The organism is Bowmanella sp. JS7-9, from assembly GCF_004329715.1.
Classification (GTDB): Bacteria; Pseudomonadota; Gammaproteobacteria; order Enterobacterales; family Alteromonadaceae; genus Pseudobowmanella; species Pseudobowmanella zhangzhouensis.
This window is the reverse complement of sequence record NZ_JXSY01000002.1, coordinates 130409-147006: the sequence shown is the minus strand read 5'-3', so window position 1 is coordinate 147006 and position 16598 is coordinate 130409. Positions and strand designations below refer to the sequence as shown.

Below are 16598 nucleotides of genomic sequence, written 5' to 3'. Positions count from 1 at the left end.
GATTATTCCTGTTCGTCGTCGATGTTACGTCCGGCCTGCTCAGCGCGTTGACGGTCTTTACTGATCGTCTCAGATACCAGATTAGAGATACGCATGCCCTCTGTGATCGAGGTATCCTGATAGAACTTCAGCGCAGGTACCGCACGGATGCGTACACGCTTGGATAACAGTTGGCGTACAAAGCCTTTGTTTTCTTCCAGAATATCCAGATACAGCTTAATTTTTTCCGGATCATTTTCAAAAAACGTTACGAACACCTTGGCATAGGCCAGATCCCGCGACACTTCTGCGCCAGATACCGTGACCAGCCCTAAACGGGGATCGCGGTTTTTAAATTCGTTTTGCAAAATACTCGCGACTTCTTTGTGGATCTGGTGGGCAACCCGATCCGTGCGTGAGAATTCTCTTGCCATGTGATTACCTCAAACAATTAGGCCAAATTAACTGGCCAGCAACAGGACTTGCAGCCAGATTGCCAGAATGGTTAACAACGAGCCGATAAACGCAAAAAAGCGGTGGTACACATTATTATAGGTAATGTGAATAATCGAATGCGCAACGCGCAACACCACATACAGCCAGGCCGTAAATAATAGGCCAGCGCTTTCGAGATTCAGCGCCAGTGCCAGTGTACAACCCACGTAAAATAACGGCGGTGTTTCAAACAGATTCGCGAAGTTCCGCTCTTTCTGGGCTAAATCCTGCGGTACCTCATATCCTCTGTTGGTCAGAAAATATTTCGGATTAATGCGCTTGTGCGCCACCGCTTTAAAGCGAGCACGCCCCAGTATTACCCCCACAGTCAGGGTTAATAACAGCATGGCAAACATTGGATATAGCATAAACACTGTCCTTTTGGTTCTACAGACAAAAATGCCCAACCGAAGTTGAGCATTTTTATCATTGCGTCATGGATTAGATTTGACGCGCGACTTCGATGACTTCAAATACTTCGATTTGGTCACCCACTTTCACGTCATTGTAGTTCTTAACGCCGATACCACATTCCATACCATTACGTACTTCCTGCACATCGTCTTTAAAGCGACGCAGTGATTCCAGCTCGCCTTCGTAAATAACCACGTTGTCACGCAGTACGCGAATTGGGTTATTACGTTTAACGATACCTTCGGTCACCATACAGCCTGCAATAGCGCCCAGTTTCGGTGAACGGAATACGTCACGTACTTCTGCCAGACCAATGATTTGTTGTTTGAACTCAGGGGCCAGCATACCGCTCATCGCCTGTTTCACTTCATCAATCAAATCATAGATAACGCTGTAATAGCGCAGGTCAATCTGCTCTGCTTCGATTACGCGACGCGCAGAGGCGTCCGCACGTACGTTAAAGCCAACCAGAATCGCACCTGATGCCGCAGCCAAAGACGCATCCGTCTCGGTGATACCACCAACGCCAGAACCTACGATGTTGACTTTCACTTCGTCGGTAGACAGTTTCAGCAATGAATCACAGATAGCTTCAACAGAGCCCTGTACGTCGGCTTTCATCACGATGTTCAGTTCAGAGACATCGCCAGCTTCCATATTCGCGAACATGTTTTCCAGTTTCGCTTTATGCTGTTTGGCCAGTTTCAGTTCACGCTGCTTGATAGAGCGACGAGTCGCTACTTCACGGGCTTTACGCTCATCAGCGACAACAAATGCGTCGTCACCGGCAGCCGGCACGCCTGACAAGCCAAGGATTTCTACCGGGGTAGACGGACCAGCAGTTTTCACTTCCTGGCCATTTTCATCACGCATCGCACGTACACGGCCATATTCCAGACCACACAGCAGGATGTCACCGGCTTTCAGTTCACCTTCCTGAACCAGCACCGTGGCCACAGGACCGCGGCCTTTATCCAGGCGAGATTCTATGACGATACCTTTCGCAGAGCCTGTGTTAGCCGCTTTCAGATCCAGCATTTCTGCTTGCAGACCAATCGCTTCCAGCAGGTCGTCCACGCCCATACCGGTTTTAGCCGATACGTTCACGAACTGGTGCTCACCGCCCCACTCTTCGGAAATAACTTCCAACTGTGACAGTTCGCTCTTCACGCGTTCCGGGTCGGCAGTTTCTTTATCCATTTTGTTAACCGCAACGATCAACGGCACGTTAGCTGCACGAGCGTGTTGTACGGCTTCTTTGGTTTGTGGCATTACACCATCGTCAGCCGCCACTACCAGTACGACGATATCCGTTGCGTTGGCACCACGAGCACGCATGGCGGTAAACGCCGCGTGTCCGGGAGTATCCAGGAACGCGATACGACCGCGTGGTGTTTCTACGCTGTATGCACCGATGTGCTGGGTAATCCCACCAGCTTCGCCAGAAGCCACCTGGCTACGACGGATATAGTCAAGCAGTGAAGTTTTACCATGGTCAACGTGACCCATAATAGTCACCACTGGCGCACGGTGTTCCGCTTCACCTTTGCTCTCAGAGCTCTGCGCCAGGATTTCATCTTCCAGCGCGTTCTCATTTACGATTTCGTACTTGTGACCCATCTCTTCCACAACCAAAACCGCAGTGTCCTGATCCAGAACCTGGTTGATGGTGGCCATTTCACCCAGTTTGAACAGGGTTTTGATCACTTCGTTAGCTTTAACCGCCATACGGTTAGCCAGTTCGCCAACCGTCACTGTGGCACTGATACGCACGATACGCTCAACCGGTTGAGCTGGCATATTAAAGCCATGCTTAAGGCCGGAAGCCGCATCTTTGCGTTTCTTCGGCTTGCGACGACGATTAGAACGCTCTACTTGCATATCTTCTTCGTCTTCGGCTTCCTGCGCATAACGGTTTGAATGCAGGTGCACTTCTTCAGCTTCAGCGCGTTTGCGACGCTCTTCTTCTTCTTTCCAGCGACGCTCGTTTTCTTCAGCCAGTTTACGTGCCGCTTCTTCCGCTTTACGGGTTTCTTCGGCTAATTTACGTGCTGCTTCCGCTTCTTGTTGCTGACGAATACGTTCCGCTTCTTCCTGAGCGGCCTGACGCTCGGCGATTTCTTCCGGGCTCAGCGTTTTCTCTTCTTCAGCAGCCTTACGCTTCTGCTCTTCACGGCGGGCTTTTTCTTCTTCCGCACGTTTGGCACGGGCTTCGGCTTCCGCTTTGGCTTTTTCTTCCGCTACACGTTTGGCTTCTTCCGCGGCTTTACGCTCGGCTTCCAGCTGTGCGATACGCTCTTCTTCTGCACGTTTGGCTTCTTCCGCCATACGGGCAATTTCTGCATCGCTACGTTTTACGTATGTACGAGTTTTACGTACTTCAACTTTTACCGCTTTTGACTTACCGGCTGAATTAATATTCAACGTGCTGGTAGTCTTACGCTGCAACGTCATACGCTTTGGCTCGGTCTCTGCCGCGCCACCGTGTTGTTTGCTTAAATAGTCGAGAAGATGTTTCTTCTCTTCTTCTGTTACCTGATCGTCAGCGGATTTTTTGATCCCGGCATCGGCAAACTGTTGAATCAGTTTGTCCAAGCTAGTGCCAATATCTCCGGCAAGTTTCTGTAAGGATACGTCTGCCATGTAATGCTGCTCCTCCTGCTGACATTATTCTTCGTTAAACCAAACGATATTACGTGCGGCCATGATCAGCTCACCGGCTTTCTCTTCACCAATGCCTTCCAGCTCACTAATATCGTCAACGCCCTGCTCGGCCAACTCTTCTAAATTGGTAATGCCATTAGAGGCTAATACCAGCGCTAAATGGCGCTCAAGACCCGGCAGGTTTAACAGGTCTTCGGACGGTGCGGCCGCCTCTAGAGATTCCTCAGTGGCCAATGCCTGCGTAGTCAGTGCCGCCTTCGCACGGTTACGCAATTCCTCAACGGTGTCTTCATCCAGCGCATCAATCGCCAGTAATTCATTCACCGGTACATAGGCAATTTCTTCAAGGGTACTGAAGCCTTCATCCACCAACAGGCTGGCAAAGTCTTCATCGATGTCCAGCGCTTCAACAAAACGCGACAACACTTTGGCATTTTCCGCCTCGTGTTTGCTGTTCAGATCTGCCACTGTCATCACGTTCAGTTCCCAGCCGGTTAACTGACTGGCCAAACGCACGTTCTGACCACTACGGCCGATAGCCTGCGCCAGGTTATCCTGCTCAACGGCCACTTCCATCATGTGACGGTCTTCGTCGACCACAATGGAACTCACTTCTGCTGGCGCCATAGCGTTAATAACGAATTGGGCTGGGTTTTCATCCCACAATACGATATCCACACGCTCGCCACCCAGTTCGCCTGAGACGGCCTGCACACGTGAACCACGCATACCGACGCACGCCCCCACCGGATCTAAACGACGGTCATTGGTCTTCACAGCAATTTTCGCGCGAGAACCCGGATCACGCGCCGCGGCACGAATTTCCAGTACTTCTTCTGCGATTTCCGGCACTTCCAGACGGAACAACTCAACCAACATATCCGGGTGTGAGCGGCTCAGGAATAATTGCGCACCACGCGCTTCTGGCTTGATGGTGTACAACAATGCACGCACACGGTCACCCGGGCGGAAAGTTTCACGCGGCAGCATGTCTTCACGGAATAATACCGCTTCGGCATTGTTACCCAGATCCACAATCACATTGTCACGGTTGACCTTTTTAACCGTACCGGTAACCAATTCGCCCACACGGCTCTGATATTCATCGACCATTTGTGCGCGTTCAGCTTCACGTACTTTTTGTACGATTACTTGCTTGGCAGTTTGCGTGGTAATACGGTCAAACACGATTGACTCAATCTGCTCTTCTACGTAATCACCAATCTGAATTTCTGGCTCATCGATTTGCGCAGCAGAAATGGTCATTTCTGCATACGGGTTTTCTTGTGGCTGGTCATCAGGAATAACTAACCAACGACGGAACGTGTCAAAATCACCGGTATTACGGTCGATGCTAACGCGCACTTCGATTTCGCCTTCGTTTTTCTTTTTGGTGGCACTGGCGATAGCATATTCAAGCGCCTCGAAAATTTTCTCTCTCGGTACCTGCTTTTCATTGGAAACGGCTTCAGCCACTAACAGAATTTCTTTATTCATTGCTTTTTGCCTCGCTTAACACGTCCTTAATTAAAATTGTGCAACCAGGTTGCCTTTCTCAATGTTCGCCACTGCCAGCTCAAATGTCTGACCATCAACGTCCATCGTTAATACGCCATTTTCAACCGACAGAACCTTACCTTTAAAGTTACGACGATTGTCCATTGGAATGCGTAAACGCACCTGTGCGATCTCACCCACGATGCGTGCGTAATGGGCTTCTTTGAACAACGGTTTGTCCATCCCGGGTGATGACACTTCCAGGTTGTATTCCGTTGGAATGGGATCTTCTACATCCAGTACCGCACTGACCTGATGACTGACGTCTGCACAATTGTCCACGGTGATGCCATTTTCATGATCGATAAAAATGCGCAGGGTTGAATGTTTACCGGCCCGCACGAATTCCACACCAAGCAATTCAAAGCCCAGTGCCTCAACGGCTGGTTCCAGCATGTCTGTCAGAGTTTGTTCAAGCTTTGACAAGCGATAAATCTCCAAATACAAAAAAAGGGCATACGCGCCCAGACCCTTGGTAAAAATCGGGAATAACAAAAAGCCCCGTGCTAAGCGGGGCTTTTTATTTTGGACCCTTTGTCCACTGACTTCATTGCTTACCGGCACGTGCGATAATGCAAAAGTGGTTGCGGGAGCAGGATTCGAACCTACGACCTTCGGGTTATGAGCCCGACGAGCTACCAGACTGCTCCATCCCGCGTTTGATTCTTCTCTTGTCTGACTTGGCGTAGCGCCCGTCTCAAGATGGTGCGTATTATACTGAGCCAATTTAGAAGCGCAAGGCTAATCCAATAAAAAAACCGTTATTTCGAATCGTTTGCCGCTTTATTAAACAATGCGTTCAAATGTGCAGCAATATTCAGGTTTATTTAGCGTTTTCTTTATGAAATACCTCTTTGCTATTACCTATCCTTGCCGCCGATTCGCGAATTGGTGGGCAGTTAGAAAATATTAAAAACGGCATTAGGTACATGGAAGAAATATTAATTTTTACATCCGCTAAATATCGGGCATAAAAAAACCCGCAGATTTGCGGGTTTTATAAATGATGGTGCGGATGGTGGGACTTGAACCCACACGAGCTTTCGCTCACAGCGACCTCAACGCTGCCTGTCTACCAATTTCAGCACATCCGCGTATTGATTAGTTTGGTACTTCGTCTTGTGGTTTTTGTACCGGTGCGTCTGCCGGGATTTCTTCCGCTGCAGGTACGCTAATAATATCCAGTTGTTCTACCTGTTTGGCTTCCTGAGCGGTCAGCGCACCTAATACCAGGCTGATAACAAAGAAAAGCGTCGCCAAAATGGCAGTTGAACGCGTCAGGAAGTTGCCTGAACCGGTTGCTCCAAAGACAGTGTTAGAAGAACCCGCACCGAATGAAGCGCCCATGTCTGCGCCTTTACCGCGCTGAATCAGCACCAGGCCGATCAATAACAGCGCGACTAACAAATAAACTACGATAAGAACGTCTTTCATTATTTAATCCAGATTGTTTGCCGCTTGGCAAATTGCAATAAAGTCGTCAGTTTTCAGACTGGCTCCGCCAACCAGGCCACCGTCTACATCTTGCTGTGAAAACAGCTCAGCCGCATTGGCTGCATTAACACTACCGCCATATAAAATAGTTAGTCCGGCCGCAATGTCAGTATATTCCTGGGCAATGTGCTCGCGTACTTTGGCATGTACCTGCTGCGCCTGTTCCGGGCTGGCAGTATTACCTGTGCCTATCGCCCAAATGGGTTCATAGGCCAGCACACAATCTTTAATCTTCGCGCCGATACCATTAAGTACAGCGTCAACCTGCGCATATAAAAATTCGAGGTAATTGCCCTCTTCCCGAACTTTTAGCGACTCGCCAAAACAGACGATTGGGGTTAACCCTGCATTCAGCACAGCCTGCACTTTTTGCACGACAACCTGATCGTCTTCAGCGAATAATTCGCGGCGCTCTGAGTGACCAACAATCACATATCGGACATTCAGTTCACTCAGTATGGAGGTTGATGATTCGCCAGTATAGGCTCCCGCATCGTACTGACTTACGTTCTGTGCGCCCAAGTAAAATTTATTCGGTTCAACACAGGCCAGTAGCGGCATCGGCGGGCAAATTACCACGTCGACATTATCGAGAGACACTTCCGAAAGGCTTTGCGTCATTGCTGACACCAGTGCCTTGCTTCCGTTCATTTTCCAGTTTCCCGCCACCATGGGACGGCGAACATGTGCTGGCATACAACCTCCTTTCGAAGCGGGCGAGATATTAACTAACCCGCTGCCAAGTTACAAGTTGGTCACAACATAAAAAAGTTTTTATGCTGGATTTTTGACCACATCTGCTATGTGATTGGCCCACTTATCACAGTCCTGTGCAGACTGGGATTCAACCATCACACGAATCAATGGCTCGGTACCACTTTTACGTAACAATACCCGACCGGTTTCACCCAGCGCGGCTTCAGCTTCGGCCACTGCATCTTTCACCGATTGTTGTTCAAGCGGCGCACTGCCCGCTTCAAAACGCACGTTAATCAGAGTCTGCGGATATTTATCCATGCCTTTGGACAGTTCGTACAATGACATTTCGCTTCGAATCATCGCGGTCAGCACCTGCAATCCAGCAATAATACCGTCACCGGTTGAGGTCGCATTGAGGTTAATCACGTGGCCTGAACTTTCACCACCGATGTGCCAGCCTTTACGTTGCAACAGTTCCATCACATAGCGATCACCCACCGCACTGCGCTCAAACTGAATACCCAATTTGCTCAGGCCTACTTCCAGACCCAGATTACTCATCAGAGTCCCCACCACACCACCGTTTAAGCGGCCAGATTTAAGGGCATCGCGCGCAATGATGTAGACGATTTGGTCACCGTCGATCACGTTACCTTTGTGATCGACCAACATAATCCGGTCACCATCACCATCTAGGGCAAAGCCCATATCGGCCTGTTCCTGTTTGACCCGCTCTACAATCGCGTCCATAGAGGTAGCACCAACTTTATCGTTGATATTCAGACCGTTAGGTTGGGCACCGATTTCGATAACATCCGCACCTAACTCACGCAATACATTAGGCGCGATATGGTACGTGGCACCGTGGGCACAATCGACCACAATCTTCATGCCATGCAGCGACAACTCCGAGGGAAATGTGCCTTTACAAAACTCGATATAACGACCAGCGGCGTCATTGATACGAGTTGCCTTACCTAACTTATCCGATGCCACACATTCCATTTCACGATCCATCATGGCTTCAATCGCCAGTTCGATATCGTCATCCAGCTTGGTACCATCGGCAGCAAAGAACTTAATACCGTTGTCGTAATAAGGGTTGTGCGAAGCACTTATAACGATGCCGGCTTCGGCACGAAACGTTTTAGTCAGGTAGGCAATCGCCGGAGTGGGCATTGGGCCTAGTAAGCCAATGTTAATCCCCGCCGCAGAGAGACCGGCTTCTAAAGCAGATTCCAGCATATAGCCGGAAATACGGGTATCCTTACCTATCAACACTTTGTTGGTACCGGCATTGGCGAGAACCCGCCCGGCGGCCCAACCTAATTTGGTCACAAACTGTGGGTTGATGCAGCTTTCGCCAACCTTGCCACGAATACCATCGGTACCAAAATATTTACGTGTCATATTGCTTCCTTTTTATTCTTGTTCGCTCATTGCCTGCATGATTTTCAGGGCATCCATAGTTGGCCCGACATCATGCACGCGTAAAATTTTTGCCCCGCGCTGGGCAGCTAACAGTGCACCAGTCACACTGCCGATTAAGCGCTGCTCAACCGGCTTTTCCAGTACATTGCCGATCATTGACTTACGCGACAACCCGATCAGCAATGGGAAGTCCAGGCAGGCTAGTTTATCCAGATGCGCCAGTAAACGGTAGTTATGTTGCAGGTTTTTACCGAATCCAAAGCCTGGATCGAGCAAAATGTGATTTTTGCTTATACCCGCCGCGACACATTCCGCCGCACGTGCGGTCAAAAACGCCGCAACATCCGCCACGACATCCACATAGTCAGGGGCATCCTGCATAGTACGAGGCTGGCCCTGCATGTGCATTAAGCACACTGGCACACCTGATTGCGCTGCCGTTGTAAGGGCACCTGGCTCTTGCAGAGCTCTTACATCATTGATTAGTCCGGCACCATGGGCGACAGCTTCGTGCATCACGCGGGCTTTGCTGGTATCAACAGATACCACACAGTCAAAACGCTGCACAATGGCATCGATTACCGGAATGACCCTTTCTATCTCCTGCTGTTCGGCCACCTCTGCTGCACCGGGACGAGTTGACTCGCCGCCCACATCGATAAATGTGGCGCCATCAGCCAACATACGCTCAACCTGAAACAAGGCTGCATCCAGTTGATTAAACTGACCGCCGTCGGAAAATGAATCGGGTGTCACATTGACGATGCCCATGATACGGGGCACGGACAGGTCGATGAAATAATTTGCGAATTGCATGAAACCTCTGGATAAAAAAAGCGCCTCGAATGAGGCGCCGCTTTATTATTAGCCTGGCAAGTCGCCCGGTTGGTTGGTGGGGCTTACCGAAGATTTCTCTTCAGCCTTAGTACCAGAACCAGGTTTGCCTGATGAACTGCCGCTACGGTCATCCCAATCAGCCGGTGGACGAACCTCACGACGAGCCATCAAATCATCGATCTGACGGGCATCGATGGTTTCATATTTCATCAATGCGTCTTTCATGGTGTGCAGAATATCGATGTTGTCACGCAGAATTTGCTCGGCACGCTCATAGTTGCGGTCGATCACTGCCTTGATTTCCGCATCAATAGCACGAGCAGTATCATCTGACATGTGCTTGGCGCGCGCCATGCTGCGGCCCAGGAATACTTCGCCTTCTTCTTCGGCATACAGCATTGGGCCCATTTTTTCAGATAATCCCCACTGGGTAACCATCTTACGTGCAATGTCAGTGGCGCGCTCAATATCGTTGGATGCGCCTGTAGTCACCTTATCGTTACCATAAATAATGGCTTCGGCGATACGACCACCGAACAAACTGGAAATCATGCTCTCCAGATGCTGTTTGGAATGACTGTATTTATCCTGCTCAGGCAGGTACATAGTCACACCCAGCGCACGGCCACGTGGAATGATCGACACTTTGTAAACCGGATCGTGCTCAGGCACCATACGACCAACAATGGCGTGACCGGCCTCGTGGTAAGCCGTCATCGCTTTTTCGTCCTCTGACATCACCATCGACTTACGCTCAGCGCCCATCATGATTTTGTCTTTGGCCTTGTCAAATTCTTCCATATTCACAACGCGCTTGTTGGCACGTGCAGCGAATAACGCGGCTTCGTTCACCAGGTTAGCTAAATCAGCGCCTGAGAAACCCGGCGTACCACGGGCAATTACCGCAGGATCGACATTGTCACCAATCGGCACTTTACGCATGTGTACTTTCAGGATTTGTTCACGACCGCGAATATCTGGCAGACCAACCACAACCTGGCGGTCAAAACGACCGGGACGCAGCAGCGCCGGGTCTAATACATCCGGACGGTTAGTCGCCGCGATAACGATAATGCCTTCGTTACCTTCGAAACCATCCATTTCAACCAGCATTTGGTTCAGGGTTTGCTCACGCTCATCATGACCGCCGCCCAAACCAGCACCACGCTGACGACCGACCGCATCGATCTCATCGATAAAGATGATACATGGCGCAGACTTTTTGGCTTGTTCAAACATGTCACGCACACGTGATGCGCCCACACCGACGAACATTTCAACGAAATCTGAACCGGAGATAGTGAAAAACGGTACTTTGGCTTCACCCGCAATGGCTTTGGCCAGCAAGGTTTTACCCGTTCCAGGCGGACCTACCATCAGTACGCCTTTTGGAATTTTTCCGCCCAGCTTCTGGAATTTGCTTGGATCACGCAGGAAATCAACCAACTCAACCACTTCCTCTTTGGCCTCATCGCAGCCAGCCACATCGGCAAAAGTGGTTTTAATCTGATCTTCACCCAGCAAGCGCGCTTTGGACTTACCAAAGGACATGGCACCACGGCCACCACCACCTTGCATCTGGCGCATAAAGAAAATCCATACGCCAATCAGCAACAGCATTGGCAGCAGATTCATAAATAAGCTTGCTAACCAGGAGGTTTTTTCCGGTGGTGTACCGGTAACCGATACACCGTTTTTGATCAGGTCGTCCATCAGATTCAAATCCAGATACGGCACAACCGTTCTGAATGTCTCGTTAGACTCAGTAACACCGGTAATCACGCGGTCATCAATCTTGACCTCGCGTACCCGTTTATTCTGATATTGCTGAACGAAAGTGGTGTAGTCCATTTCACGGGCAGCACCATCAGTCTGACTGAAGTTACTGAACACCGCCATTAACACCACGGCGATGACCAACCACAGGACTAGATTTTTTGCCATATCACTCAATGTTGTGACCTCTGCAAGTAATTAAAAATACGTTTACGCTGGTTAAAGACTACTACGATTTGTAGCCCGTCGCTACCAGATACACCTCACTGGATCGTGCTCTGGACGAGTCTGGCTTACGAGTTTTCACCACTTTAAAGGCATCCTTGACGGCCTTAAAGTATTCATCAAACCCTTCGCCCTGAAACACTTTGACCACAAAGCTACCGTTAGGTTTTAGTACGTCACGGCACATGTCCAAAGCCAGTTCTACCAAATACATTGAACGCGCCTGATCTGCCGCACCAGTGCCGCTCATATTCGGCGCCATGTCCGACATCACCACATCGACATTCTTACCACCAATACGTTCCAGCAAGGCATTTAAGACCATTTCCTCACGAAAATCGCCTTGCAGGAAATCGACGCCAGCGATGGAGTCCATCGGCAAAATGTCACAGGCAATTACCCGGCCGTTGTCACCAACCATATTGACCGCGTATTGCGACCAACTGCCCGGGGCAGCACCTAAGTCCACCACTGTCATACCCGGGCGGATTAACTTATCTTTTTGCTGAATTTCTTCGATTTTGAACACAGCCCGGGAGCGCAAGCCTTGTTTCTTGGCTTTTTGCACATAAGGGTCATTCACGTGTTCCTGTAACCACCGTTTGCTACTGGCGGAATGTTTTTTCTTGGTCATTCACGGTCCAAATTGAACAAAAATGTCTCAATACATACATTGATGTTAGGAATACCAGCAAGATGGCGCTAGAATAGCGCTTTTCAACCTCGCAACCGCAATTAATTTTTGTAAATGAATCTATCAACAAAACAGAAGCAATACCTCAAAGGGCTGGCCCACTCACTCAAGCCGGTTCTGCAGTTAGGTGCAAATGGCCTGACCGAAGGCGTATTACTTGAAATCGACAATGCCCTGACATTCCACGAATTGATCAAGGTTAAAGTACCCAGCGAGGATCGCGAACAGAAAGCCCTGGTTATGGATGCGATTATTCGCGAAACCGGTGCCGTAAAACTGCAGGTCATCGGTCACGTTTTGGTGATGTATCGCCAAAGCGAAGACAAAAAGATCCAAATCCCGAAAAAATAATCAAAAAAAACGCCAGCTTCTGCTGGCGTTGGTCTTTATTCGGCTTGTTCGCTCCAGCTATCGCGAAGCTCTACCGTACGGTTAAACACCAGACGACCGTCTGTGCTGTCAATATCTTTACAGAAGTAACCAGTACGCTCAAATTGCACCGCCTGTTCACATGGCAACGTTGCCAGTGACGGTTCTACAAAGGCATTCACCACTTTGAGTGAGTCCGGGTTGATCACACTGACAAAATCTTCTGCGCCGGCTGGATTGGCAACACTGAACAGTCTGTCATACAGATTCACCTGCGCTGGCAAACCTGTGGTCACGTCAACCCAGTGAATCACGCCTTTAACCTTGCGGCCATCTGCCGGATCTTTACCTAACGTATCTGCATCATAAGTACAATAAACCGTGGTGATATTACCGTCCGCGTCTTTTTCCACGCGCTCAGCTTTGATCACATAGGCATTACGTAAACGTACTTCTTTACCCAGCACTAAACGCTTGTACTTTTTATTCGCTTCTTCACGGAAATCGTCACGCTCGATATAGACTTCGCGAGTGAAAGTTAGCTCGCGCTGGCCTTTAGACTCGTCGTTAGGGTGATTGGCCGCCAGCAGCGTTTGCGGTTCGCCCGCCGGGAAGTTTTCAATTACCAATTTGATCGGGTCCAGCACCGCCATGGCGCGATTTGCATGCTCATTCAGCTCTTCACGGACACAGGCTTCCAGCATCGACATTTCAACCATGTTATCCATCTTGGTCACGCCGATACGCTTACAAAACTCACGAATCGCAGCGGCAGGATAGCCGCGACGACGCATACCAGAAATTGTTGGCATACGTGGATCGGTCCAGCCATTGACGTGGTGTTCAGTCACCAGTTGAATCAGCTTGCGCTTGCTCAGTACGGTATATTCCAGATTCAGACGGGAAAATTCATACTGATGTGGGCGACATTCGATGCTGATATTGTCCAGCACCCAGTCATACAGACGACGGTTGTCCTGGAATTCCAGCGTACACAGTGAATGGGTAATCCCCTCTAACGCATCCGAAATACAGTGCGTAAAGTCATACATAGGATAGATACACCATGCATCACCCGTTTGGTGATGGTGCGCAAATTTGATCCGGTACAACACAGGATCGCGCATACACATAAATGGCGATGCCATATCAATCTTGGCGCGCAGACAGCACTGGCCTTCCGCATACTCGCCGGCACGCATTTTGGCAAAATGCTCAAGGTTTTCTGCCACGCTGGTATCGCGATACGGGCTGTTGGTACCGGGGCTCGTCAGCGTCCCGCGCATTTCACGCATGGTTTCCTGATTGGAAAAATCCACATACGCCAGCCCTTTATTAATCAGCTCAACGGCATAGCCATACAGCTGTTCGAAATAGCCTGAGGAGTAACAAACGTCGCCGTCCCATTGAAACCCTAACCAATTTACGTCACGCATAATGGAGTTAACGTAATCGATATCTTCTTTTTCAGGGTTAGTGTCGTCAAAACGCAAATTACATTTGCCCTGATAATCTTGCGCCAAGCCAAAGTTCAGGCAAATGGATTTAGCATGTCCGATATGCAGGTAGCCATTGGGCTCCGGGGGAAAACGCGTATGAATTTGGTTATGTACGCCTTCGGCCAAATCCTTATCAATGATTTGACGAATAAAGTTGGTCGGACGGATGTCAGTCTCGGCCATTCAGGCAATCCTCAGTGTGTCAGATAAAACATAAAGAGCGGCATTATAACAACAAGATAAAAATTAGCAGCACCGCGACGGCAGCTAATTTACGATAAATGCAGCGTTAAGAATAAAAAAGCCCGCAGTAGCGGGCTTTTGTTCATTGATTATCAGCTTACCAGCCTGTCGCTTCGCGCAGGGCTTTGCCGATATCTGCCAGTGAGCGTACGGTTTTAACACCTGCCGCTTCCAGCGCTTTGAATTTCTCGTCAGCAGTACCTTTACCACCGGCAATGATGGCGCCAGCGTGGCCCATACGTTTGCCCGGAGGTGCAGTTACACCGGCGATGTAAGAAACAACAGGCTTAGTTACATTAGCTTTGATAAAGGCTGCCGCTTCTTCTTCTGCCGTTCCACCGATTTCACCGATCATTACGATGGCTTCAGTTTGTGGATCTTCCTGGAACAATTTCAGGATATCGATGAAGTTTGAACCCGGGATTGGGTCACCACCGATACCAACACAGGTAGACTGGCCGAAACCTTCGTCAGTAGTCTGCTTAACGGCTTCATAAGTCAACGTACCAGAGCGCGATACGATGCCCACTTTACCTGGCTTGTGGATGTGACCTGGCATGATACCGATCTTACATTCTCCTGGCGTGATAACACCCGGACAGTTTGGACCAATCATACGCACGCCTTTGGCATTCACGTATTCTTTAACGAACAGCATATCCAGTGTCGGGATACCTTCTGTGATACACACGATCAGCTCAATGCCGGCGTCTACTGCTTCACAGATTGAATCTTTACAAAATGGTGCTGGTACGTAGATAACGGTAGCAGTCGCGCCAGTGGCTTCCACCGCTTCACGCACAGTGTTAAACACTGGCAGACCCAGGTGAGTTGTGCCGCCTTTACCTGGCGTTACACCACCAACCATTTGCGTACCGTAGGCAATCGCTTGCTCAGAGTGGAAAGTACCCTGACCACCGGTAAAGCCCTGGCAAATAACTTTGGTATCTTTATTAATTAAAACTGACATTATTTGCCCTCCGCTGCTGCTACTACTTTTTGCGCTGCGTCAGTCAGAGACTCAGCGGCAATAATATCCAGACCAGAGTTCGCCAGAACGTCACGGCCCAGTTCAGCATTTGTACCTTCCAGACGCACCACAACCGGTACGCTTACACCGACTTCTTTCACAGCGCCGATGATACCTTCCGCGATCATGTCACAACGCACGATACCACCGAAGATGTTAACCAGTACGGCTTTAACATTGGAGTCAGACAGGATGATTTTGAATGCTTCAGCAACACGCTCTTTGGTCGCGCCACCACCAACATCCAAGAAGTTAGCCGGCTTACCACCGTGCAGGTTAACGATATCCATGGTACCCATGGCCAGACCTGCACCGTTCACCATACAGCCAACGTTGCCGTCCAGCGCTACGTAGTTCAGTTCCCACTGAGCTGCGTGCGCTTCACGAGCATCTTCCTGAGATGGGTCGTGCATGTCTTTTACTTTTGCCTGACGGTACAGTGCGTTGCTGTCGATCGCGACTTTGGCGTCCAGACAGTGCAGGTTGCCGTCAGTTTTGATGACCAGCGGGTTAATTTCAATCAGCGCCACGTCCAGATCAACGAACATCTTCGCCAGACCCATGAAGATTTGCACGAACTGCTTGATTTGAACGCCTTCCAGGCCCAGTTTGAACGCCATTTCGCGCGCCTGATAAGGCTGCGGACCCACGATAGGATCGATTTCAGCTTTCAGGATTTTTTCTGGGGTTTCTTCTGCAACCGTCTCGATTTCTACACCACCTTCAGTTGATGCCATAAACACCACGCGGCGTGATGTACGGTCAACTACTGCACCTAAGTACAGTTCATTGGCGATATCAGTACAAGATTCAACCAGGATTTTGCTTACTGGCTGGCCTTTCTCATCAGTTTGGAAAGTAACCAGGTTTTTACCTAACCAGTTTTGCGCGAATTGTTTGATGTCGTCTTTCGACTTAACCAGCTTTACACCGCCAGCTTTACCACGGCCACCTGCGTGTACCTGACATTTAACAACCCACTCAGAACCGCCAATACGATCTGCTGCTTCTACCGCTTGTTGAGGGGTATCTGCGGCATAGCCTTCTGATACAGGCAAACCGTATTCACGGAATAACTGTTTACCTTGATATTCATGCAAATTCATGGTGCTTTATATCCGTTTTCATTGAAATAAACGCTGAAAATCAGCTTTGGGTCAGACGACCCGGATTAAAATCGCCGGGGATTATA

At 49.5% G+C, this 16598-nt stretch carries 15 protein-coding genes and 2 tRNA genes; 1 reads left to right on the top strand and 16 read right to left on the bottom strand.

The genetic code is table 11. The features are described from left to right. Positions 1–2: 2 nt before the first annotated feature. The 13 genes from rbfA to rlmE all read right to left on the bottom strand — a co-directional run bounded on the left by rbfA (position 3) and on the right by rlmE (position 12205). The gene (gene rbfA / locus TK45_RS01040; protein ID WP_131256767.1) at positions 3–413 is read right to left on the bottom strand and encodes a 30S ribosome-binding factor RbfA; all 411 of its coding nucleotides are present in this window, start codon (positions 411–413) and stop codon (positions 3–5) included. 27 nt (positions 414–440) lie between these two features. Beyond that, positions 441–842: an MAPEG family protein gene (locus TK45_RS01035; protein WP_131256766.1), complete on the bottom strand. Its 402-nt coding sequence runs from the start codon at positions 840–842 to the stop codon at positions 441–443. A gap of 73 nt (positions 843–915) precedes the next feature. After that, positions 916–3531 carry a translation initiation factor IF-2 gene (gene infB, locus TK45_RS01030; protein WP_131256765.1) on the bottom strand — a complete coding sequence of 872 codons (2616 nt, stop codon included), beginning with the start codon at positions 3529–3531 and terminating at the stop codon, positions 916–918. A 24-nt stretch (positions 3532–3555) separates the two neighbouring features. Then, complete coding sequence (gene nusA / locus TK45_RS01025; RefSeq protein ID WP_131256764.1) at positions 3556–5049, bottom strand: transcription termination factor NusA; 1494 nt, start codon at positions 5047–5049, stop codon at positions 3556–3558. A gap of 30 nt (positions 5050–5079) precedes the next feature. Continuing rightward, positions 5080–5535: a ribosome maturation factor RimP gene (rimP, locus tag TK45_RS01020; RefSeq protein WP_131256763.1), complete on the bottom strand. Its 456-nt coding sequence runs from the start codon at positions 5533–5535 to the stop codon at positions 5080–5082. A gap of 155 nt (positions 5536–5690) precedes the next feature. Next, a tRNA-Met gene (locus tag TK45_RS01015) sits at positions 5691–5767 on the bottom strand. A 349-nt stretch (positions 5768–6116) separates the two neighbouring features. Beyond that, a tRNA-Leu gene (locus TK45_RS01010) sits at positions 6117–6203 on the bottom strand. A gap of 7 nt (positions 6204–6210) precedes the next feature. After that, a complete protein-coding gene (secG, locus tag TK45_RS01005) occupies positions 6211–6543 on the bottom strand; it encodes a preprotein translocase subunit SecG (RefSeq protein ID WP_174719758.1) in 333 nt (110 codons plus the stop codon). 3 nt (positions 6544–6546) lie between these two features. Continuing rightward, positions 6547–7299 carry a triose-phosphate isomerase gene (tpiA, locus tag TK45_RS01000; protein ID WP_131256761.1) on the bottom strand — a complete coding sequence of 251 codons (753 nt, stop codon included), beginning with the start codon at positions 7297–7299 and terminating at the stop codon, positions 6547–6549. A 78-nt stretch (positions 7300–7377) separates the two neighbouring features. Then, the gene (gene glmM, locus TK45_RS00995) at positions 7378–8712 is read right to left on the bottom strand and encodes a phosphoglucosamine mutase (protein ID WP_131256760.1); all 1335 of its coding nucleotides are present in this window, start codon (positions 8710–8712) and stop codon (positions 7378–7380) included. A gap of 12 nt (positions 8713–8724) precedes the next feature. After that, on the bottom strand, positions 8725–9549 hold the full coding sequence (folP, locus tag TK45_RS00990) for a dihydropteroate synthase (protein WP_131256759.1): 825 nt from the start codon (positions 9547–9549) through the stop codon (positions 8725–8727). A 48-nt stretch (positions 9550–9597) separates the two neighbouring features. Then, a complete protein-coding gene (gene ftsH / locus TK45_RS00985) occupies positions 9598–11523 on the bottom strand; it encodes an ATP-dependent zinc metalloprotease FtsH (protein ID WP_131256758.1) in 1926 nt (641 codons plus the stop codon). A gap of 52 nt (positions 11524–11575) precedes the next feature. Continuing rightward, positions 11576–12205, bottom strand: a complete 630-nt coding sequence (rlmE, locus tag TK45_RS00980; protein ID WP_131256757.1) for a 23S rRNA (uridine(2552)-2'-O)-methyltransferase RlmE — start codon at positions 12203–12205, stop codon at positions 11576–11578. A 114-nt stretch (positions 12206–12319) separates the two neighbouring features. Here rlmE and yhbY point away from each other — a divergent pair, with 114 nt between their 5' ends. Beyond that, on the top strand, positions 12320–12616 hold the full coding sequence (yhbY, locus tag TK45_RS00975; protein WP_131256756.1) for a ribosome assembly RNA-binding protein YhbY: 297 nt from the start codon (positions 12320–12322) through the stop codon (positions 12614–12616). A 35-nt stretch (positions 12617–12651) separates the two neighbouring features. On the opposite strand, the gene glnS is transcribed toward yhbY, so the two are convergent. From glnS to sucC, 3 genes are all read right to left on the bottom strand, one after another. Further along, entirely contained in the window at positions 12652–14316 is a 1665-nt protein-coding gene (gene glnS, locus TK45_RS00970; protein ID WP_131256755.1) for a glutamine--tRNA ligase, read from the bottom strand. Between the two features lie 157 nt (positions 14317–14473). After that, positions 14474–15346, bottom strand: coding sequence for a succinate--CoA ligase subunit alpha (gene sucD / locus TK45_RS00965; RefSeq protein WP_131256754.1), 873 nt, complete (start codon positions 15344–15346; stop codon positions 14474–14476). Then, positions 15346–16512, bottom strand: coding sequence for an ADP-forming succinate--CoA ligase subunit beta (gene sucC / locus TK45_RS00960; protein WP_131256753.1), 1167 nt, complete (start codon positions 16510–16512; stop codon positions 15346–15348). The genes sucD and sucC overlap by 1 nt, the downstream gene beginning before the upstream one ends. Between the last annotated feature and the right edge of the window lie 86 nt (positions 16513–16598).